The organism is Bradyrhizobium sp. FW305-F6 (assembly GCF_058782905.1).
The window spans coordinates 497495-518706 of sequence record NZ_JBYSYD010000004.1; the positions used below are offsets into that span (position 1 = coordinate 497495).

Below are 21212 nucleotides of genomic sequence, written 5' to 3' on the forward strand. Positions count from 1 at the left end.
ACCGGCTGCTTCAGGACGCAGCGGTTCGGTCGGCGGATCGACGCCGCCCGTTGCCGGGCAATGCATGGACAACGGCTGACACCATCCGCGCACACAATGGGCATAGGCTGCATTGTTCCTGATCTGGAAAAGTATCCCGGGAAGAAGTGGTATTTCGCTCCAGGTCAAGCGAGGGAATAGTTGTTCCCCTGCCAGACAGGGTCGGGATAAATAGGAACATTCTCCCGCGCGCGCGGTTTCAGCTCTTGACGATTCCGCAACGGGCATTGAAGCTTGCGGACGAGTTTTGGGGGGCGGCGACCCCGACGAGGCAAATCGGTCTGCACACAACGACAGGCCTTCCAAGAGAGGGGCTGCGGCAAATGCCGCAGCCCTTTTTCGTTTGGCTGGGGTAGGCGGAAGAGCGGTTTCCCGATGCCGCAAAACACTTTATGGTGGCCCAAAGCCTCTGGCTGTTGGCAAGTACTTACTTAAAATCAAAGGCTTAAGGATCGAGCGCCGCCTCGCCCCGCCTTTGGAGGGCAGTTTGACTCGTTATATCTCGACCCGGGGCGAGGCCCCGGAACTCGGCTTCTGCGACGTGATGCTGACCGGGCTCGCGCGCGACGGTGGCCTCTATGTGCCGGCCGTCTGGCCGCAGCTCTCCACCGAGGCCATCGCCGGCTTCTTCGGTCGCCCCTATTGGGAGGTCGCGGTCGATGTGATTCGTCCCTTCGCCGGCGGCGAGATCTCGGACGCCGAGCTCGGCCGCATGGCCAACGAGGCCTATGCCACCTTCCGTCATCCCGCGGTGGTGCCGCTGCGCCAGATGGCGCCGCATCAGTTCGTGCTGGAGCTGTTCCACGGTCCGACGCTCGCCTTCAAGGACGTCGCGATGCAGCTGATCTCGCGGCTGATGGACCACGTGCTCGCCAAGCGCGGCCAGCGCACCACCATCGTGGTCGCGACCTCCGGCGATACCGGCGGTGCCGCCGTAGACGCCTTCGCCGGCCTCGAGAACGTCGATCTCATCGTGCTGTTTCCGCATGGCCGCATCTCCGAGGTGCAGCGGCGGATGATGACGACGACGGGGGCGGCCAATGTCCATGCGCTCGCCATCGAGGGCAATTTCGATGATTGCCAGGCGCTCGTGAAGGGGATGTTCAACAACCATCGCTTCCGCGATGCCACCGCGCTATCCGGCGTCAATTCCATCAACTGGGCGCGCATCGTCGCCCAAGTGGTCTATTATTTCACCTCCGCCGTTGCCGTCGGTGCGCCGGCGCGTGCGGTCGATTTCGTGGTGCCGACGGGCAATTTCGGTGACATCTTCGCGGGCTACGTCGCCAAGCGCATGGGGCTGCCGGTCCGCACCCTGCGCATCGCCGCCAACGTCAACGACATCCTGGCGCGCACGCTGAAAACCGGGATCTACGAGGTGCGCGAGGTGCACGCGACGGCGTCGCCATCGATGGACATCCAGATCTCGTCGAATTTCGAGCGGCTGCTGTTCGAGGCCGGCCGGCGCGACGCGGCGGGCGTGCGCCGTCTGATGGAACAGCTGAAGCAGTCCGGACGTTTCGTGCTGCCCGATGCGACGCTCGCCGCAATTCGCGATGGGTTCGACGCCGGGCGCGCTGACGAGACCGAGACCGCAGCGGCGATCCGCGCCGCCTGGCGCGAAGCGGGCGAACTGGTCGATCCCCATACGGCGGTGGCCCTCGCCGTCGCGGACCGCGACACCACCGACACGCGGGTGCCGAGCATCGTGCTCTCCACCGCCCATCCGGCCAAATTCCCCGATGCGGTCGAGGCGGCGTGCGGTCACCGGCCGCAACTGCCGGCCTGGCTCGACGGCCTGATGACCAAATCCGAACACATCAAGGTGATGAAGAACGATCAGGGCGAGCTCGAGCGGTTCGTGTTGTCGGTCAGCCGCGCCGCAAAGCAGGGAGTTGCCGGATGAGCGTCGAGATGTCCAAGCTTGCCTCCGGCCTGACCATCGTCACCGACAGGATGCCCCATCTCGAAACTGCCGCGCTCGGCGTCTGGGCCGGCGTCGGCGGGCGCGACGAGAAGCCGAATGAGCACGGCATCTCGCATCTGCTCGAGCACATGGCGTTCAAGGGCACGACGACGCGCTCCTCGCGCGAGATCGTCGAGGAGATCGAGGCGGTCGGCGGCGATCTTAATGCCGGCACCTCGACCGAGACGACGTCCTATTACGCGCGGGTGCTGAAAGCCGATGTGCCGCTCGCGCTCGACGTGCTCGCCGACATCCTCGCCAATCCCGCGTTCGAGCCCGACGAGCTGGAGCGCGAGAAGAACGTCATCGTGCAGGAAATCGGGGCCGCGCAGGACACGCCTGATGACGTCGTGTTCGAGCATCTGAACGAGCTCTGCTATCCCGACCAGCCGATGGGCCGCTCGCTGCTCGGCACTGCCAAGACCCTGCGCGCCTTCAACCGCGACATGCTGCGTGGCTACCTCTCGACGCACTATCGCGGGCCCGACATGGTGGTGGCGGCGGCCGGCGCGGTCGATCACGACCAGGTCGCCGCCGAGGTCGAAAAGCGCTTTGCAAGCTTCGAGGCGACGCCGGGACCCAAGCCGCAATCGGCCCAGTTCGGCCAGGGCGGTGTCAAGGTGGTGCATCGCGAGCTCGAACAGGCTCATCTGACGCTCGCGCTCGAAGGGGTGCCGCAGGCCGATCCGTCGCTGTTCTCACTCCAGGTCTTCACCAACATCCTCGGCGGCGGAATGTCGTCGCGCCTGTTCCAGGAGGTGCGCGAGAAGCGCGGCCTCTGCTACTCCATCTATTCGTTCCACGCGCCCTATACCGACACCGGCTTCTTCGGCCTCTACACCGGCACCGATCCGGCCGATGCTCCGGAGATGATGGAGGTGGTGGTCGACATCATGAACGAGTCGGTGGAGACGCTGACCGAGGCCGAGATCGCCCGGGCCAAGGCGCAGATGAAGGCGGGTCTGTTGATGGCGCTGGAGAGCTGCTCCTCCCGCGCCGAGCAGCTCGCCCGGCATGTGCTGGCCTATGGCCGCCCGCAAACCGTCCAGGAGCTGGTGGCCCGGATCGATGCCGTCAGCGTCGAATCGACACGGGACGCGGCCCGTGCGCTGCTGTTGCGGAGCCGCCCCGCCGTTGTCGCACTGGGTAGCGGCAGGGGTCTGGACACGGCGGTGTCTTTTGCGGAAGGATTGACCCGGGCGCGCGCCAAGGCGCGGCTGCATTAGGAGCCGCGCGCGGGCTGATCTGCCTCAGGAAGCATCACCATGGCCCTGTTTCGCCTGCCATCCAGTGGACCCGCCGCCCTCGCCCCGCGCGGCAACGGGTTGTTGCTGCGTGCACCGCAAATGTCGGACTTCCTGCAATGGGCTCATTTGCGGGAAACCAGCCGCGACTATCTCACGCCCTGGGAGCCGATCTGGCCGTCCGACGATCTGACGCGCTCCGGCTTCCGCCGCCGCCTCCGCCGCTATGCCGAGGACATCGCGGCGGACCGCTCCTATCCCTTTCTGATCTTCCGCGAACTCGACGGCGCCCTGGTCGGCGGCATCACGCTGGCCAATGTCCGGCGCGGCATCGTGCAGGCGGGCACCATCGGCTATTGGGTGGGCCAGCCTCATGCCCATCGCGGCTACATGACGGCGGCCCTGCGGGTGCTGCTGCCGACGCTGTTCGGCGAGCTCAATCTGCATCGGGTCGAGGCCGCCTGCATCCCCACCAATGCGCCGTCGATCCGGGTGCTGGAGAAGTGCGGCTTCTCGCGCGAGGGCCTGGCGCGCCGCTATCTCTGCATCAACGGGGTCTGGCAGGATCATTTGCTGTTCGGCCTCTTGCACGAGGATTTCCGCGGCTGAGTGGGCCCGCTCCGTCCGTCCAATCCCCTTTTTGCTGCCTTGGGTTCGCCGATTTTGGCGATATAACCCGCGGGACCTGCCGGTGATCGGCCGGATTGTCGTCAATGGAGTAGGGCCTTGAAGGGGAAGCAGCTTCGGTCATCGCGGAATGTGCCGCGGCTTGTGCCTGCGATCGCTCTCGTCGTGTCGGTGTCCTTGGCAGGCGTGTCGCCGGTGGCGGCGCAGTCATTCACCGACCGCTTCAAGAGCCTGTTCGGAGGCAAGTCGGACGAGCCGGCCCAGCCCACTCCTGCCCCCGCGCCCGGCCAGCCGGCCGAGGACGAGATCGATTGCCCTCAGGTGACGGTACGTTCGGGAGCTTCGACCTACGCGGTCGGCGCCAGCGGCAAGCCTGCCGTCGGCAATGAGATTCGCTTCCAAGCCACGATCTCCAAGATGGCGCGCGAATGCTTCCGCAGCAGCGAGGGCATCACCGCCCGGATCGGCATCCAGGGCCGGGTCATCGCCGGTCCTGCGGGTGCGCCCGCCACGGTCGAGGTGCCGCTGCGCATCGCCGTCGTGCAGGGCGGTATCGGCGAGAAGGTGATCGCCTCGAAAGCTTACCGGACCACAGTGCAGATGGCGGACGGCGGCAGCGTGCCTTTCACCTTCATCGCCGAGGATCTGACCTATCCGGTGCCGGCGGCCGCGGTCGCCGAGAACTACATCTTCTATGTCGGCTTCGACCCCCAGGCGCTGTCGCCCGAGCCGAAGGGACGGAAGAAGAAATAGGGTGAGGCTGCGCCGCGAGCTCGGCGGCTGATGGCACCGCGATTGTGAATGTTGATACGCCCCAAACAAAAAAGCCGGCGCTCACCGCACCGGCTTTTTTTATTTGGTGGAGGCAAACGTCTCAGTTCAGCTTCTGCCGAACTTCGCTGATGCTCTTGGCCAGAAGGTCGTCCGCTACCTGGCCCCTGACCGACTGCGACAGGATCGTGGAGGCGGCCTGGACGGCGGCCTCTGCGGCAGCGGCACGGACGTCGGCGACAGCCTGGGCCTCGGCGAGCGCGATCTTGCCCTCCGCGGTCTTGGTCCGGCGGGCGACGAAGTCTTCCAGCTTTGCCTTCGCCTCTGCCGCGATGCGCTCCGCTTCGGCGTTGGCGTTGGCGATGATGTCAGCCGCCTCGCGTTCGGCCGATGCGGTGCGCGCCTTGTAGTCGGCAAGCACCTTTGCTGCCTCCTGCTTGAGGCGCGCCGCCTCTTCAAGTTCGGCCTTGATGCGAGCGGCACGATGATCGAGTGCCGACATCGCAGTCTTGAACACCCCGACATAGCCGAAGATCACCATCAGGATCACGAAAGCGACGGCGACCCAGAACTCAGGCGTGAAGAACATCTCGACTAACCCTTCAAGGACGCATCGACGGCGGCACTGACCGACGCAGCGTCAGGGACGACGCCGGTGAGGTGCTGCACGATCTCGCCAGCCGCATCGGCCGCGATGCCGCGGACGTTGCTCATGGCGGCGGCACGGGTCGAGGCGATGGTTTGTTCGGCCCCGGCGAGCTTGGCCGCCAATTGTTCTTCCAGCGCCTTGCGCTCGGCTTCCGCCTGCGCATTCGCCTTCTCGCGGGATTCGTTGCCGATCGCCTGAGCACGCGCGCGCGCCGCCGCGAGCTCGCCCTCATAGGCCTTGAGCGCCGCCTCGGACTGATCCTTCAGCTTCTGCGCTTCGGCGAGATCGCCTTCGATCTTGTTCTGACGCGCCTCGATCGCACCGCCGACACGCGGCAGCGCGAGACGGGACACGATCAGATACAGCGCGGCGAAGGCGACCGCGAGCGACACCAGTTGCGAGGCAAAGGTGCTGCTCTCGAACGGGGGAAAGCCGCCGCCGTGGTGGCCGCCGTCAGCCTCCGTGTGAGCGCCGGTACCCTTGGCGCCGCCATGACTTTCAGCCATGGAGTTCTCCTGTTGCTGTCAGACGCGCCGCCCCCGACCGGGAAGCGGCGCGAAACGCGTTCAGAGCGGGACGAACAGCAGCAGCAGAGCGATCAGCAGCGAGAAGATGCCGAGCGCTTCGGTCACGGCGAAGCCGAAAATCAGGTTGCCGAACTGGCCCTGGGCAGCTGCCGGGTTGCGCATCGCGGCTGACAGATAGTTGCCGAAGATGAAGGCCACGCCGATGCCGGCGCCGCCCATGCCGATGCACGCGATGCCCGCGCCGAGAAATTTCGCTGCTTGCGGATCCATTTTTGACTCCTTCGAAGAAAGACAGGTGTGGGTGGAAAAGCACCCGGATCACTCAGTGTCCAGGGTGAATGGCGTCGTTGAGGTAGATACAGGTCAAGATCGCAAACACATAGGCTTGCAGGAACGCGACCAGCAGTTCGAGCGCGGTGAGCGCGACGGCGAGTGCCAGCGGCATCACGCCGCCGATCCAGCCGACCACCCCGAGCGAGGCTCCGAGCATGGCGACGAAGCCGGCGAACACCTTGAGGGCGATGTGGCCGGCCAGCATGTTCGCGAACAGTCGAACACTGTGAGAGACCGGGCGCAGGAAGAACGACAGCACCTCGATCGCCATGACCAGCGGCAGGATGTAGCCCGGAACGCCCGAGGGCACGAACACTTTCAGGAACTTCAGCCCGTTCTTGTAGAGGCCGTAGAAGAGCACCGTGAAGAACACCAGCAGCGCGAGCGCGGCGGTGACGATGAGGTGGCTCGTGACGGTGAACGTGTAAGGAACGATGCCGACCAGGTTCGACACGCAGATGAACATGAAAAGCGAGAAGATCAGCGGGAAGAACCGCATGCCGTCCGAGCCGGCGGTGCTGCGGATCATGCTGGCCACGAACTCGTAAGAGAGTTCGGCCACCGACTGCATGCGCCCGGGAACCAGCTGCTTGCCGCTGGTGAGCAACAGCAGCGCAATGATCCCCACCGCCACAAACATGTAGAGAGAGGCATTGGTGAACGCGATCGTGTGGTCGCCGATACGGCCGATCGTGAAGAGCGGTTCGACGTTGAATTGGTGGATCGGGTCGATTTTCATCCGCGCGGCATCTCTCGTCTGCCGGCGAGCCGACCCGTCAAGGTCCGCCGACCGGCCGTGCCGGCGAGCGGCACGTCAGTTAATCTGGCCAAGCCAGTTACGAACCACCGCGCTTGTTCTGACCCGCACCCGCCGTTCTCACCACATTCACCACGCCGGCGGCGAAGCCAAGCAACAGGAACACGATAAACCCGAAAGGCGACGTCGACAGCAAGTGGTCGAAGCCCCAGCCCATCCCCGCTCCGACAGCGACTCCGGCGATCAACTCCGAGGATAACCGGAAACCAAGCGCCATCGCCGAGGCTCTGGCGGCTCTGTCTCCATCGTCACCTGCGGGTTGCTCGGTCCTGGTCCGGCGGTCGCGAAACTCGGACAACCGTTGATTCAGACTCCCGAGCCGTTCGGAAAGCGCAGCTTCCTCGGATGACCGATCGCGATTTCCATCCTCGCCGTGTCCCGTGCCCTGTGTCATGCAACGAAGACCCGAAACGCTGCGGCTGAATGGAAATTACGCCCGTCACCCTCAAAAGCCGCGCGGACCATACTGATGGCCCATAATCAAGTCAAGCCAAGTCACGATTGCGTCGCTTTCGCTTATGTAACTGATTTGTCTGATGATATCGGCGTGCGCGCAGCGCTGCACACAGTGTGACGCCGCACCGCAGCAGGTCTCCTCACGATCGGCGGATGCGGCCGTCCTCTCGCAGCGCCGTCGGGATCAAAGAAGCCCCCGCGTTCGTTGGTTGCAGGGGGCGGGTTTTAAGCGGCGGATTGCCCGATGGGGGTGTAGAATTGCGCAGAAGCCGCAGCAACGCCTTGCCCGGAGTAGGCGATGAGACCCGCGACATCATCCACAACGCCGTCCCCAAGACCATTCCCGAGACCATTCCCAAGGCCATCCTCAATGCCATGGCTCGCGGCGGCTGCGGTGGTGATGGTCGTCAGCGGCGGGGTGGTGGCGGCACAATCTGCGCCCGACGGCGAAAATGGTCGCTACAGCATGACGCCCATCCCCGAGGGCGTGCTGCGGCTGGACACGCGCACCGGCACGGTGTCGACCTGCACCAAGAACGATGCCGGCTGGGCTTGCTATGCGGTGCCTGACGAGCGGGCCGCGCTCGATGCCGAGATCGGCAGGCTCCAGGCCGAGGTCGAAAGGCTGAAAGGTCGGCTTGCCGCGGGACCGACGGTGTCGGGCAAGATCGACGAGGCGCTGCCGAAATCCGACCCGCTGAGGAAGGCCGAGCCCAAAACCGAGGGCGAGCCCAGAACCGCCGAAGGCGAGCCAAAGGCCGGCGGAGGCGAGCGCAAGATCGAGATTCCGCTGCCGAGCGACCAGGACGTCGATCGCATGATGTCGTTCCTGGAGAAGGCCTGGCGGCGGCTGATCGACATGGCCAATCGCGTGCAGAAGGACGTGTCGGGGAAGATCTGACGTGTGACGAGGTGCCGTAGGGTCAGCAAAGGCGCAACTGCGCCGTGCCCACGAATTTTTCCGTACGACAACAGACGCGTAGGCGCGCTTCCGCCGTCGCTCTTCGAGCTATGGCGGACAAGCCGCTTTGCCCACCCTTCCGCAGTGTTCGATCAATCGAGACCTTTCATGACATCAGCCAGATCCGTCACCCGCTCGGCACCGTCCTCGGTGCAAGCCACGACAGTCACATCCTCACTGCTCACCGTGCAGACTCCGGGCCGCGGCTTCACCGATCTGACCAGCGAGGCTGCAAAATTCATTGCCGAGGCCCGCGCGCGCGACGGCGCGCTGACGCTGTTTGTCCGCCACACCTCGGCCTCGCTGACCATCCAGGAAAACGCCGATCCCTCCGTGCTGGTCGATCTCACCACGGCGCTGTCCCGGCTCGCACCGGAGAACGCGGGGTGGACCCACGACACCGAAGGACCGGACGACATGCCGGCCCACGTCAAGACGATGTTGACCGGAGCCTGCCTCCATGTCCCGGTCCTGAGCGGCAGGCTCGCGCTCGGCACCTGGCAGGCGATCTATCTGATCGAGCACCGAACGCGCCCGCATCGCCGCGAGATCGTGCTGCAATTCATCGGCAGCAATCAGTAGACGCTCAAACAAAACCGGCCGCGGAGACCGCGGCCGGTTGGTGTGGTCGCTCGCTGTCGTCGATTAGTTCGACTTGATGTCGACGTCCTTCGTCTCCGGCAGGAAGAAGAAGCCGATCACGACGGTAATCGAGGCGAAGATGATCGGGTACCAAAGGCCGGCATAGATATCGCCGGTGGAGGCCACGATGGCGAAGGCGGTGGCGGGCAGCAAGCCGCCGAACCAGCCGTTGCCGATGTGGTAGGGCAGCGACATCGAGGTGTAGCGGATGCGGGTCGGGAACAGTTCGACCAGCATCGCCGCGATCGGGCCGTACACCATGGTGACGAACAGCACCAGGACGAACAGCAAGCCGACGATCGCCGCCACCTGCGGACGGAAAATGTCGAACGGATGCGACATCTTCACGATGGCGGCGTCACCCGCCTTCGGATAGCCGGCCGCCTGCACCGCGGCGAGAACCGCCGGGTTGCTGTCCTTGGCGTTGGCGTAGGGCACCTCCTTGCCGTTGACCACGACCTTCACGCCCGAGCCGGCCGGACCCGGCGCCGTCGTGTACCTGACGGACGATTGCGACAGGTAGGCGCGCGCCGTGTCGCAAGGCGCGGTGAAGACGCGTGTGCCGACCGGGTTGAACAGATCGCCGCAGCCGGCGGGATCGGCCACCACCTCGACCTTGACCGACTCGATCGCCTTCTCCAACGCCGGGTTGGCGTTGGACGTGATCATCTTGAAGATCGGGAAGAAGGTGAGGGCCGCGATCAGGCAGCCGCCGAGGATGATCGGCTTGCGGCCGATCTTGTCGGAGAGTGCGCCGAACACGATGAAGAAGCCGGTGCCGAGCAGCAGCGACCAAGCAATCAGCAGGTTGGCGGTATAGCCGTCGACCTTCAAAATCGACTGCAGGAAGAACAGCGCGTAGAACTGGCCGGTGTACCAGACCACGCCCTGGCCCATCACGCCGCCGAGCAGGGCGAGCAGCACGAGCTTGCCGTTCTGCCAGTTGCCGAAGGCCTCCGTCAGCGGCGCCTTCGAACCCTTCCCCTCTTCCTTCATCTTTTGGAAGACCGGCGATTCGTTCAGGCGAAGCCGGATCCAGACCGAGATGCCGAGCAGCAGCACCGAGACCAGGAACGGAATGCGCCAGCCCCACGCTGCGAATTCGGTCTCACCGAGCGCGGTGCGGGTGAACAGAATCACCAGCAGCGACAGGAACAGGCCGAGGGTCGCCGTGGTCTGGATGAAGGAGGTGTAGAAGCCGCGCTTGCCGTTCGGCGCATGTTCCGCGACGTAGGTCGCCGCACCGCCATACTCACCGCCGAGCGCCAGGCCCTGGGCGAGGCGCAGCACGATCAGGATGATTGGGGCCGCGATGCCGATGGTGGCCGCGTTGGGCAGCAGGCCGACGATGAAGGTCGACAGGCCCATGATCAGGATGGTGACGAGGAAGGTGTATTTGCGGCCGACGATGTCGCCGACGCGGCCGAACACGATGGCGCCGAACGGACGGACCAGGAAGCCCGCGGCAAACGCCAGCAGCGCGAAGATATCGCGCGTCGCTGGCGGATAGGCCGAGAAGAACTGTGCGCCGATGATGCCGGCCAGTGAGCCGTAGAGATAGAAGTCGTACCACTCGAAGACGGTACCGAGCGAGGAGGCGAGAATGACGAAACGTTCGTCCTTCGTCATACCTCCCGCGCGTGTTTCAGACACAGCCACTGTCGTCATGTTGAATCGCTCCCCAAAAATGCGTTTCCCTCGCGCCCCGGACGTCCGGACGTGCCGGATCGACCCAGGTCTTGGCCGCAAGGTAACATCGGCGTGAAACCCGCCCCAATACGACTTTCGGCCTTGCGCACTGTCGCACCAGTGAGGTCGCGGTATCCGGGAGCGGCGCGCGGGCCATCAGGGCGGGGATTAACCCCTTTGCTGCAAAGGGATAATGTGCACTTGCATGCCACCGCGGCTCGGGGAAGAATTGACGCACCCCGGATCTGCTCGCCGGCCTGGCGCGAACGACAGCAAAAGAACGATGAACGCTCCAACGACTCATCTCGTCATCGCCGATGATCATCCCCTGTTCCGCGATGCGCTGCGGCAGGCGGTGGCGGGCGTGCTCCCGTCTGCCAGGATCGACGAAGCCGGCTCCTTCGAGGATCTGACCAAGCTCCTGGAGCAGACGTCCGAGGTCGACCTCATCCTGCTCGACCTCTCGATGCCCGGGATCTCCGGCTTTTCCGGCCTGATCTATCTGCGCGCGCAATATCCGGCGATTCCGGTCGTGATCGTCTCGGCGTCCGACGACAGCGCCACGATCCGCCGCTCGCTCGACTTCGGTGCGTCCGGCTTCATCCCGAAGCGGTTCGGCGTCGAGACCTTGCGTGACGCCATTCTCAAGGTGATGGAGGGCGACGTCTGGGTTCCCGCCGACACCGACCTGTCGGCTGCGGCCGATCCCGACATGACCCGCCTCCGCGACCGCCTGGTGACGCTGACGCCGCAGCAGGTCCGGGTCCTGATGATGCTGTCGGAGGGCCTTCTCAACAAGCAGATCGCCTATGAGCTCGGCGTCTCCGAGGCCACCATCAAGGCCCATGTCTCGGCGATCCTGCAGAAGCTCGGCGTCGAGAGCCGGACGCAGGCGGTGATTGCGGCCGCGAAGATCGCCGGCGGCCAGTGGAATCAGGGTACGACGGCGGGGTGAGGCTGCTACAGTGTGGTCAGAAGCATGCTGGCCGCTCTGATATCCGCCGTATCGGAGCCCTCGGCAAAGCCCTCGAGCGCCGATTGCAGCCATCGCTTCGCCTCGTCGCGCTGCCCGCGTTCGGCAAGCAGCCCGGCGAGATCGATCGTGGCGCGCAGCTCCCAGGCGAGGGCGCCTTGGCGACGACTCAGATCCAGGGATTGCATGAAGTGGGCTTCTGCCGACTCGGCGTCGGGCTCCGGCAGCGACAACAGAACTCTGCCCTTCATCCGCAACAGCTCGGGCATGTAGAGATGATCGCCGCTCTGCTCGACGAGCCGGATCGCATCGTCGATCAGGCCCGCGCTCTGCTCGAACTGTCCAAGCGCCAGCAAGCCCTGAACCAGCGCGATGTTGAAGGTCGTGGTGAGCAGTTCGTAGCCGGCCTCGTGGAGCTCGCGCAGGCAAGCCCTGATCGTTTCGACGCCATGTGCGGCGTCTCCCCGCCGGATCGCAAGTTCGCCCTTCACGCCGCGGCCCACCATGAGATAGGGCCCCATCGATCGAGATTCGGCATGCGCGATGAACCGATCGATGCTCTGTTCCGCGCCGTCGAGATCGCCGTCCCAGAGCGAGATCGAGACTGCCCAGATCAACGCGATGCATAGCGTGATCGGATGCTCCATCAAGGCGGCCTCGGCCACACTCTGCTGCGCCAGCTGCCGCGCGTCCGCGGGCCGGCCCTGCAACCAGAGTTCGCGCGCCAGCGTGATGCCGGCCCGGTTGCGATGATCGAAGCCATGAATTGTGCTGATTCGTTCGGCGCCCGGCCCTTGCCATGCGACCTCCAGCATCTTCAACGCGTCGCGATGCTCGCCGGCCAGGTGGAGCGAAACTCCGAGGAGCGAATGGGCGAGAGCGATCGAGCCGGGATCGCCGAGCGACCTCGCGACCGCAAGGCTCTGCTGCGCATAGCCAAGCGCGGCGTCGAATTGTCCCATCCGTTCGTGGAAGATATGCATGCGGCCGAGCAGCTGGAGCTGGTTCGGCGCGTCGCCGCGCGCCTCGGCGATCGTAAGGCTCCTGCTCAAGGCCCTGCGCGCCGCATCGCTGCCCCCGCGCGTGAACATCAGCGTCAGTCCGAGGGCGGCCTGGATGTGCATTTCCTCGGTGCCGCCGCGCGAGGAGGGGGCAATCGCAAGCAGCGCCCGTTCCGACCATCGGCGGCATTCGATCAAGAGAGACATCGCGAGGAAGATCGGCGCTGCCGCGGCGGCGAGGGCAATGCCGGCGTTGGCGTCGCCGCCCGCGCCAAAGCACCAGTCCAGCGCGGCACGCACGTTGTGGAGCGCGGAGAAGTGGATCGCCCGTTCGTCCGCATTCGGTGTCGCCACCCATGTGCTGCCGGCCTGTTCCAGCCATCGCCGGTAGTAGCTCGCGTGGCGGGCGGGGAGCGCGGCGTCGTCCGGCTCGATCTCGAGCAGATAGGCGCGCGTGGTATCGAGCAGACGGTAGCGCATCATCGCGCCGATCGGCCGCGGCGCGACCATCGATTTAGCGACGAGGCCGTCGATGGCACCGAACAGCTGGGAACGATCGGCGCGTTCGTCCGGCACGACCTCGAGTGCCGCGTCGATGGTGAAGTGGCCTACGAAGACCGCCAGCCTCCGCAACACGAGGCGCTCGACGTCGGACAGGAGCCCGTAGCTCCAGTCCAGTGTCGCCTGCAACGTCTTCTGCCGCGGCGGCGCGGTGCGTTGGCCCTGCCAGAGCAGATTGAGACGCTCGTCGAGCAGCGCGGCGGTTTGCTCGAGGCCGTAAGCTTCGACACGGCCGGCGGCGAGTTCGATCGCCAGAGCCATGCCGTCGAGCTTGCGGCAGATCCCCGCGATGATCGCGGCCTTGGCATCGTCGAGCGCGATCTGCGCGCCGCCGGCCGTGGCACGTTCGAGGAAGAGCTGAAGTGCGGGGTAGGTCTGTGCCGCGGCGACCGTCAGACCGGAGCCGTCGGGCGGAACCGCGAGCGGTGCCAGTCGATAGACCTGCTCGCCCTCCACGCGCAGGGCTTCGCGGCTGGTGGCGAGGATATGGACATCCGGCGCAGCGTGGAAGATCTCCGAGGCCAGCGGCGCCGCCGCGACGATGACATGCTCGCAATTGTCGAGGATCAGCAGCATCCGCTTGTCCCTGACATGCGCGAGCAGCGCGGGCAGGGGATCATCGGTCTGGGCCGGCAAGCCAAGCATCAGCAGGATCGAGGTGATCACGAGATCGGGATCGCTGAGTGCGGCAAGGTCCACGAAGTGCGCGGCATCGGAGAATGTCTCGAGCAGCTCGTGGGCGATCGCCACCGCGACGGCGGTCTTGCCGACGCCGCCTGGTCCGGCGATCGTGACGAAGCGCGAGTTGAGGAGCTTGTCGGAGATGGCGGCCATCTCCTCGTCGCGTCCGACCATCCGTTGCAGCCGGTTCGGCAGCTTGACCGGAGGCAATTCCATGCGCGGTGCGGTCCGCCGTAGTGCCGGAAGCTCCGCTTGCGAGATCGGCGCCACGAAGCAGTAGCCGCGGCCTGAGAGCGTGGTGATGTATCGCGCGCCGTCCTTGCCGTCGCCGAGCGCCTTGCGAAGAGCCGCGATGTGAAAGCGCAGATTGGCCTCTTCAACGGTGAGGCCGGGCCACACCAGCGCCATCAGATCCCATTTGCTGACGACCTCGTTCGGCCGCGACATCAGCGCGATCAGCGCGTCGAAGGCCTTCGCGCCCAGCGACACCGCGACGCCGTCGCGCGTCACGAGCCTTTCATGTGGCGCCACAGTGAATGGTCCGAACGAGAGTCTCGGCCCCGTCGGCGTAGTCATCGCGAACTCTTGCTCATTGGGGAACCGATAGCCAGCATACAGCGATCCAGCAAGTCCGGCTTTGCATCGGCATCAGACCGCGCTTGCAGGCCTCGGAACAAACCTCACAACTTCTCACAAATCCAAACGCGTCTCCCGGGCGCACCGCTGATAGTCAGTTGTGCGACGGCAAGGAGACCTTCATGACGCAAGCGGCAAAACTGCTCTACACGGCCAGGACGCACACCAGCGGCGGGCGGCACGATGGCATGTCGCGCAGTTCCGACGGTCGCCTCGACGTCAAGCTGTCGCCGCCAGGTGGCGCAGGCATCGGCACCAATCCCGAGCAATTGTTCGCTGCCGGCTGGTCGGCCTGCTTCGAAGGCGCGATGGAAATGGCGGCCCGCAAACTGAAAATCGTGCTTCCTAGGAAAAGTGCGATCGATGCGGAAATCGATCTTCTTCTCGATGAAGGCACTTATGCCCTCCGGGCGCGCCTCAATGTCAGCCTGCCGGGTCTCGATCGCGAGACCGCACAGGGCATCGTCGATGAAGCGCATCAATCCTGCCCCTACTCCAAGGCCGTCCGCGGCAACATCGACGTCAAGGTCGCGCTGGTCTGACGCAGCATCATCAACCACCACGAGGTAGCAACGCCATGAAGCAGATCATCGATCAACACCGCCGCCAGTTTCTCGGCGTCGCCACAGGAGCCGTCGCCGTCGGTCTCGGCGTGATCGATCTCGCACGCGCCGAGACGGAACCGCTACGATCCTCCGCATCGAATGCGTCCTTCGGGGCGATCAAGCAGATCGACGCCGGCGTTCTCAACGTCGGCTATGCGGAGGTGGGGCCCTCGAACGGTCCCGTCGCGATCCTGTTGCACGGCTGGCCCTACGACATTCACGCCTTCGTCGATGTCGCGCCGATCCTGGCGAAGGCCGGCTATCGCGTGATCGTCCCTTATTTGCGCGGCTACGGCACGACGCACTTCCTCTCCAGTGAGACGCCGCGCAACGGCGAGCCTGCGGCGATGGCCGTCGACATCATCGCGCTGATGGACAAGCTCGATATCAAGAAAGCCGTCGTCGCCGGTTTCGACTGGGGCGCGCGCACCGCGGACGTCATTGCCGCGCTGTGGCCCGACCGCTGCCGCGCACTGGTGTCGGTCTCCGGCTATCTGATCTCCAGCCAGGCTGCCGGCAGTGCGCCGTTGCCGCCGCAGGCGGAGTTGCAATGGTGGTACCAGTTCTACTTCGCGACCGAGCGCGGCCGCGCCGGATACGAGAAGTATACGCACGATTTCGCGAAACTGATCTGGAAGCTCGCCTCGCCGCAGTGGAAGTTCGACGACGCCACCTTCAGCCGGAGCGCGGCGGCGCTCGACAACAAGGATCATGTCGCGATCACGATCCACAATTACCGCTGGCGGCTCGGGCTCGCCCAGGGCGAGGCGAAGTACGAGCATCTCGAAAAGAAGCTGGCCGCAGCTCCGCAGATTGAGGTGCCGACGATCACGATGGAAGGCGACGCCAACGGCGCGCCGCATCCCGACCCCAGCGCCTATGCCAGGAAGTTCTCGGGCCGTTACGAATTTCGCCTGATCACGGGCGGCATTGGCCATAATCTGCCGCAGGAAGCACCGCAAGCCTTTGCCAAGGCCGTCATCGACGCCGACAGCGGCGCCTGAGGATGTTGTCTGCCTCCGGTCCAGCCCGGCTGGATCGGAGGATATCCGTCGCTCCGAACCTGTTGAGAGATCATGACCCCGCCCGAGCCCGAAAAGAAAACCTTCGCACTCTCCACGGTGATCGTTCTTGCCGTGGTTCTCGTCGTCATTCTGCTGACTTGCGTGCCGTATCTCGCCACGATCGTCTCGGCGCAGACGCCGGCTGAAAGCACGGCCGCCAACGCCTCGCCGATCTTCGGCGTCACAATCCCCGCCGGCTACAAGCAGTGGGAGCTGATCGCGCCGGCCGAGGAGGCTGCGCCGCTCGACGAACTGCGCGCTGTCGTCGGCAACCAGACTGCCATCGATGCCTACCAGGTCGGCAAGCTTCCGTTCCCAGACGGGACCGTGTTGGTCAAGCGCGCTTGGAAGCGGAAGCAATCACCTGAATTTGCATCCGCGACGATCCCCGGTGCTGCTACGACAGTCCAGGTGATGGTCAAGGATTCCAAAAAATATGCCTCCACTGGAGGCTGGGGCTTTGGCCGCTTCATCAACGGCAAGCCGGTTGACGAGGCCCAGCACCGCACCTGCTGGGGCTGTCACGAAGCCCGTGCCAAGAGCCACGATTACGTGTTCACGCGGCTCGCGCGTTAAGTCCTTTCGGAGACTGGTATGAAGACCTGGTTCATCAGCGGCAGTTCGCGCGGGTTGGGGCGCGCTATCACGGAAGCCGCACTCGTTGCGGGCAACCGGGTCGTGGCCACGGCTCGCAAGCTCGACCCGCTCGAACCGCTGCGCGAACGTTTCGGGGAAAGACTGCGGCTGGCAACGCTTGACGTGACTGACGAAGCGGCAGCGCAAGCGGCGATCGACCTCGCGGTGGAAGCCTTCGGCGGTCTCGACGTCGTCGTGAACAATGCCGGCTATGGCGATCTCGGTTCGGTCGAGGACACCAGCCTCGCCTCGTTCCGGCAGCAGATCGAGGCCAATCTGATCGGCACCATCATCGTCACCAAGGCGGCGATCCCGGTGCTGCGCAAGCAGCGCCGCGGGCACATCATGCAGGTCTCGTCGGTCGGCGGCCGCATCGGCGCGCCGGCCCGCGCGCCCTATTCGGCGGCGAAATGGGGTATCGAAGGCTTTTCGGAATCGCTGGCGCGCGAGATGGCGCTGATCGGCGTGCATGTGACCATCGTCGAGCCCGGCGGCTTCCGGACCGGCTTTGCGCAGACCTCGCATGAGACCGACGAAGGACGTCCGGAGTACGACGCGGTGGTCGGTGCCGCGGTCAGGATGCAGCGCGACTACGATGGCCGTCAGCCCGGTGATCCCGCCAAGGCGGCCGACGTGGTATTGCAGCTCGCGAACATGGATCACCCGCCTCTGCGCATCGCGCTCGGCAGCGATGCCGTCAACGCCATCGCGGCGGCGGACAGGCTTCGTCTCGAGGAATTGGAGAGGTGGCGCGCGCTCAGCGTATCGACTGACTACTGACGCACGCGTCTCACTCCGCCGCCACCATCTGCTGCGTGCGCCACTGGCCGAGCAGGGCGCGGAGCGAAGCCGGCTTCACCGGCTTGTTCAGCACCGCTATCTTCTCGTCGCGCGCGGCGACCTGCACGGCCGGGCTGCGATCGGCGGTGATCAGGATCGCGGGGATGGTATCGCCGAAGCGGCGGCGGATCTCGCGGATGGCGGCGATGCCGTTGCCGCGATCGAGGTGATAGTCGACCAGGAGGCCGGTGACGCAGCGCCCGGCCGTTTCGATCGCCGCGATCGCGCCTTCGGGATCGGCGACCGCGATCACCTCGGCATCCCATGCCCTGAGCAGCGTGCGCATGCCGTCGAGGATCGCCGCATCGTTCTCGATGCAGACGATCAGCGCGCCCGAGATCGGTGTGCGCGCCAGCGGCGTCGCGCTGGTCACGGCCGCGGTGTGGGTGACCGCCGCCGCCGTCGGCACCGTCACGGAGAATACCGAGCCGCCGCTCCGATTGCCGTCGATGGCGATGCCGTGCTTGAGCACGCGCGCGAGCCGCTCGACGATCGATAGTCCGAGCCCGAGGCCGCGCGCGATCCGCGCGCCCTGCTCGAGGCGATGGAATTCCTTGAAGATCTCGCCGCGCTTGACCGCGGGAATGCCGACGCCGGTGTCGTAGACGCAGATCTTGAGCGAGGCACCCTGGCGGCGGCAGCCGACCAGCACGCGCCCGCGCGGGGTGTATTTGATCGCATTCGAGATCAGGTTCTGGAGCAGGCGCCGCAGCAAGAGCCGGTCCGACTCGACCGGCAGCGAGCAGGGCACGAAGGTCAGCTCCAACCCCTTGGCGCGCGCGATCGGCGCGAACTCGATCTCCAGCGAGCGCATCAGGTCAGCCATCTTGAAGCTCGAGATCGAGGTCGTCATCGCGCCGGCGTCGAGCCTGGAGATGTCGAGCAGCGCGCCGAGGATCTCCTCGATCGCCTGCAGGGATTCGTCGATGTTCTCGACCAGCCGGGTCTCTTCGCCGTTGTGCTGGCGCTCGACGAGGCTGGTGACATAGAGCCGCGCCGCGTTCAGCGGCTGCAGGATGTCGTGGCTGGCCGCGGCGAGGAAGCGCGTCTTGGAGATGCTGGCGTCCTCCGCCGCGCTCTTGGCCAGAGCCAGCTCGGAGTTCAGCCGTGTCAGCTCTTCCGTGCGGTCGCGCACCCGCTTCTCCAGCGTCGCATTGGCGCGCTCCAGCGCTTCCGCGGCTTCGAAGCTGGGCGTGACGTCGGTGAAGGTGATGACGAAGCCGCCGCCGGGCATGTGGTTGGTGAGCACCTCGATCACCATGTGCCGTTCCGGCAGGCGTTCGAGATAGGGCTCGCTGTCTGTGGTGTAGGCGGTGAGGCGCCGCTCCAGCGCCGCCTCGCGCTCGGTCCGATCGTCCGGATCACCCACCCCGATGAATTCCAGGATCTCGCGAAGCGGCGTGCCGAACTGGATCAAATGCGGGGGAACGTTGAGCAGGTCGCCGAACTGCCGGTTGGAGCAGATCAGTTGCAGATCTGCATCGAACACGGCGATGCCCTGGCGCACATGGTTGAGCGCGGTCTGGAGGATCTCGCGGTTGAAATGCAGCGCTGCGTGGGAGTCGTCGAGCAGCTTCAGCGCGGCCTTGGCGGAGACGGTGCGCTTGCGCAGCAGCAGCGACATCACGAGGCGCGACGAGGCGGCGCCGATGGAGGAGGCAATCAGGTGCTCGGCGTGCTGCAACAGCTCGAAATCGGCGGGCGCGCCGGGCTCCAGCCGCACGTTTCGCCGCGCCGAGAAGGTCTCGAAGGATTGCCGGGCGCGGTCGGGTCCGAGATATTGCGCGACCGTGGTCTGGATGTCCTGCACGGTGACGCTGGTGCGCCAGCGGCGGAAGCTCGGTGAGATCGGCGCGATCGTGTTGGGCACGAACAGGTCGGCCTGCAGCAGCTCGATCGACGAGGGCCTTCGCGCCAGCGACAGCAGCACATAGGTCAGGATGTTGAGCGACAGCGACCAGATCACGCCGTGCATCAAAGGCGGCAGGTCGGCGCCGAACAGCGCCTGCGGCCGCAGCGCCTCGATGCCGAACGGGCCGTGCTGGAGCAGCAGGATTCCCGTGGTCGAGGAATCCATGAAGCTCGGTATGAACAGCGTATAGAGCCACACGGCGAAGCCAACCGCCATGCCGCCGATGGCACCGCGTGCGGTCGCGCGCCGCCACAAAAGCCCGCCGAAGAAGCTCGGTGCAAGCTGTGCAATGGCGGCAAAGGAGAGCAGGCCGATGGCCGCGAGCTGGGTACTGCCGAGCGCGCGATAGTAGAAGTAAGCCATCACCATGATGGCGAAGATCGCGAGCCGCCGCGAGCGCAGCAGGAAATTGCTGAAATCGGCACCGCCGGCGCGCCCCTCCGGGCGGCGTTGCAGCACCAGGGGCACCACGAGGTCGTTCGAGACCATGATGGAGAGCGCGACGCATTCGACGATCACCATCGCGGTTGCCGCCGACAGGCCGCCGACGAAGACGACGACGCTGAGCAGGTCCGCGCCGCCCTCCATCGGCAGGGCCAGCACGTACATGTCGGGGTCGGCGGCGCCGAACGGGAAGGTGACGAGGCCGGCAAGCGCGATCGGGATCACGAACAGATTGATGGCGACGAGGTAGAGCGGGAACAGCCAGCGCGCGCGGCCGACCTCGGCATCGGAGGAGTTCTCCACCACGCTGACGTGGAACTGGCGCGGCAGCAGCATGATCGCGCACAGCGACAGCAGCGTCATGGTGAGGAAATTGCCGATCGACGGCGAATAGTTGATCGCGCGCACCGCCTCCGGTGTCTTCATGGCGCGCTCGATCAGTTCGTGCGGCGAGAACATCCAGAAGGTGACGAAGATGCCGGCGGCGAGGAAGGCGACCAGCTTGATGATGGATTCGGTCGCGACCGCCAGCATCAGTCCGTGCTGGTGCTCGGTGGCGTCGGTCTGCCGTGTGCCGAACAGCACCGCGAAGGCGGCCATCGACAGCGTCACCATCAGTGCCACGTCGCCGACGAGGGGGATGTGGGCGAAGGCCTGGTCTTCGGTCAGGATCGTTTCGAGTGAGGAGGCCACCGCCTTGAGCTGGAGCGCGATGTAGGGCACCGAGCCGATGATGGCGATCAGCGCCACGGTTGCGGCGACCGCCTGGCTTTTGCCGTAGCGCGCCCCGATGAAATCGGCGATCGAGGTGATGTTGTGGGCCTTCGCCAGCTGGATCACGCGGCGAAGCACGCCGGCCCCTAATCCGATCATCAGGATCGGGCCGAGGTAGATGGCGAGGAAGTCGGTCGAGGTGCGGGTGGCGAAACCGACCGAGCCGAAGAAGGTCCAGGAGGTGCAGTAGATCGCCAGCGACAGCGGGTAGATCAGCGCGGATGCGCGGCCGAGCCCGGCCGCCGACCGGCGGTCGCCGTGGCTCGCCACCAGGAACAGAAAGCCGATATAGCCGAAGGCGGCGGCGATCACGCCCCAATCGTGCAGCATGGTGAGCGCGCTTCTCCCTGGACGCTGCCCGCGC

Annotated in this window: 19 protein-coding genes; 11 read left to right on the forward strand and 8 right to left on the reverse strand. The window is 65.5% G+C overall.

Annotated features, from left to right (window positions below):
* The first annotated feature begins 526 nt into the window (after window positions 1-526).
* From thrC to AC3WLX_RS26845, 4 genes are all read left to right on the forward strand, one after another.
* On the forward strand, window positions 527-1945 hold the full coding sequence (thrC, locus tag AC3WLX_RS26830; RefSeq protein WP_492338208.1) for a threonine synthase: 1419 nt from the start codon (window positions 527-529) through the stop codon (window positions 1943-1945).
* Entirely contained in the window at window positions 1942-3231 is a 1290-nt protein-coding gene (locus tag AC3WLX_RS26835; protein ID WP_291627927.1) for a M16 family metallopeptidase, read from the forward strand. Before thrC ends, AC3WLX_RS26835 begins: the two co-directional genes overlap by 4 nt.
* 39 nt (window positions 3232-3270) lie before the next feature.
* The gene (locus AC3WLX_RS26840) at window positions 3271-3858 is read left to right on the forward strand and encodes a GNAT family N-acetyltransferase (RefSeq protein WP_492338209.1); all 588 of its coding nucleotides are present in this window, start codon (window positions 3271-3273) and stop codon (window positions 3856-3858) included.
* A gap of 117 nt (window positions 3859-3975) precedes the next feature.
* Window positions 3976-4629: a hypothetical protein gene (locus tag AC3WLX_RS26845; RefSeq protein ID WP_492338210.1), complete on the forward strand. Its 654-nt coding sequence runs from the start codon at window positions 3976-3978 to the stop codon at window positions 4627-4629.
* A gap of 121 nt (window positions 4630-4750) precedes the next feature.
* Here AC3WLX_RS26845 and AC3WLX_RS26850 read toward each other — a convergent pair whose 3' ends face one another.
* The 5 genes from AC3WLX_RS26850 to AC3WLX_RS26870 all read right to left on the reverse strand — a co-directional run bounded on the left by AC3WLX_RS26850 (window position 4751) and on the right by AC3WLX_RS26870 (window position 7367).
* Window positions 4751-5236 (reverse strand): F0F1 ATP synthase subunit B family protein, encoded by a 486-nt coding sequence (locus AC3WLX_RS26850; protein WP_492338211.1) that lies wholly within the window; start codon window positions 5234-5236, stop codon window positions 4751-4753.
* 5 nt (window positions 5237-5241) lie between these two features.
* Entirely contained in the window at window positions 5242-5802 is a 561-nt protein-coding gene (locus AC3WLX_RS26855) for a F0F1 ATP synthase subunit B family protein (protein WP_492338212.1), read from the reverse strand.
* 60 nt (window positions 5803-5862) lie between these two features.
* Window positions 5863-6093, reverse strand: a complete 231-nt coding sequence (locus AC3WLX_RS26860; protein ID WP_008541273.1) for a F0F1 ATP synthase subunit C — start codon at window positions 6091-6093, stop codon at window positions 5863-5865.
* A 52-nt stretch (window positions 6094-6145) separates the two neighbouring features.
* Window positions 6146-6895, reverse strand: a complete 750-nt coding sequence (locus AC3WLX_RS26865; protein WP_291626186.1) for a F0F1 ATP synthase subunit A — start codon at window positions 6893-6895, stop codon at window positions 6146-6148.
* Between the two features lie 97 nt (window positions 6896-6992).
* Window positions 6993-7367, reverse strand: a complete 375-nt coding sequence (locus AC3WLX_RS26870) for an AtpZ/AtpI family protein (protein WP_492338213.1) — start codon at window positions 7365-7367, stop codon at window positions 6993-6995.
* 432 nt (window positions 7368-7799) lie between these two features.
* Between AC3WLX_RS26870 and AC3WLX_RS26875 the strand changes: the two genes are divergently transcribed.
* Together AC3WLX_RS26875 and AC3WLX_RS26880 are read left to right on the forward strand one after the other, a co-directional pair.
* The gene (locus AC3WLX_RS26875; protein ID WP_492338214.1) at window positions 7800-8330 is read left to right on the forward strand and encodes a hypothetical protein; all 531 of its coding nucleotides are present in this window, start codon (window positions 7800-7802) and stop codon (window positions 8328-8330) included.
* Between the two features lie 168 nt (window positions 8331-8498).
* The gene (locus AC3WLX_RS26880; RefSeq protein ID WP_492338215.1) at window positions 8499-8972 is read left to right on the forward strand and encodes a secondary thiamine-phosphate synthase enzyme YjbQ; all 474 of its coding nucleotides are present in this window, start codon (window positions 8499-8501) and stop codon (window positions 8970-8972) included.
* Between the two features lie 63 nt (window positions 8973-9035).
* On the opposite strand, the gene AC3WLX_RS26885 is transcribed toward AC3WLX_RS26880, so the two are convergent.
* Window positions 9036-10661, reverse strand: coding sequence for an MFS transporter (locus tag AC3WLX_RS26885; RefSeq protein WP_492338216.1), 1626 nt, complete (start codon window positions 10659-10661; stop codon window positions 9036-9038).
* 343 nt (window positions 10662-11004) lie between these two features.
* Between AC3WLX_RS26885 and AC3WLX_RS26890 the strand changes: the two genes are divergently transcribed.
* Complete coding sequence (locus AC3WLX_RS26890) at window positions 11005-11676, forward strand: response regulator (protein ID WP_291626182.1); 672 nt, start codon at window positions 11005-11007, stop codon at window positions 11674-11676.
* 5 nt (window positions 11677-11681) lie between these two features.
* On the opposite strand, the gene AC3WLX_RS26895 is transcribed toward AC3WLX_RS26890, so the two are convergent.
* Entirely contained in the window at window positions 11682-14513 is a 2832-nt protein-coding gene (locus AC3WLX_RS26895) for an ATP-binding protein (RefSeq protein ID WP_492338217.1), read from the reverse strand.
* A gap of 182 nt (window positions 14514-14695) precedes the next feature.
* Here AC3WLX_RS26895 and AC3WLX_RS26900 point away from each other — a divergent pair, with 182 nt between their 5' ends.
* From AC3WLX_RS26900 to AC3WLX_RS26915, 4 genes are all read left to right on the forward strand, one after another.
* Window positions 14696-15115, forward strand: coding sequence for an organic hydroperoxide resistance protein (locus tag AC3WLX_RS26900; RefSeq protein WP_028178145.1), 420 nt, complete (start codon window positions 14696-14698; stop codon window positions 15113-15115).
* Window positions 15116-15150: 35 nt separating this feature from the next.
* Window positions 15151-16182 (forward strand): alpha/beta fold hydrolase, encoded by a 1032-nt coding sequence (locus AC3WLX_RS26905; protein WP_492338218.1) that lies wholly within the window; start codon window positions 15151-15153, stop codon window positions 16180-16182.
* A gap of 72 nt (window positions 16183-16254) precedes the next feature.
* Entirely contained in the window at window positions 16255-16818 is a 564-nt protein-coding gene (locus AC3WLX_RS26910) for a cytochrome P460 family protein (RefSeq protein WP_492338219.1), read from the forward strand.
* A gap of 18 nt (window positions 16819-16836) precedes the next feature.
* Window positions 16837-17658 carry an SDR family NAD(P)-dependent oxidoreductase gene (locus AC3WLX_RS26915; RefSeq protein ID WP_492338220.1) on the forward strand — a complete coding sequence of 274 codons (822 nt, stop codon included), beginning with the start codon at window positions 16837-16839 and terminating at the stop codon, window positions 17656-17658.
* A 10-nt stretch (window positions 17659-17668) separates the two neighbouring features.
* Here AC3WLX_RS26915 and AC3WLX_RS26920 read toward each other — a convergent pair whose 3' ends face one another.
* Complete coding sequence (locus AC3WLX_RS26920; protein ID WP_492338221.1) at window positions 17669-21178, reverse strand: PAS domain-containing hybrid sensor histidine kinase/response regulator; 3510 nt, start codon at window positions 21176-21178, stop codon at window positions 17669-17671.
* Window positions 21179-21212: the final 34 nt, after the last annotated feature.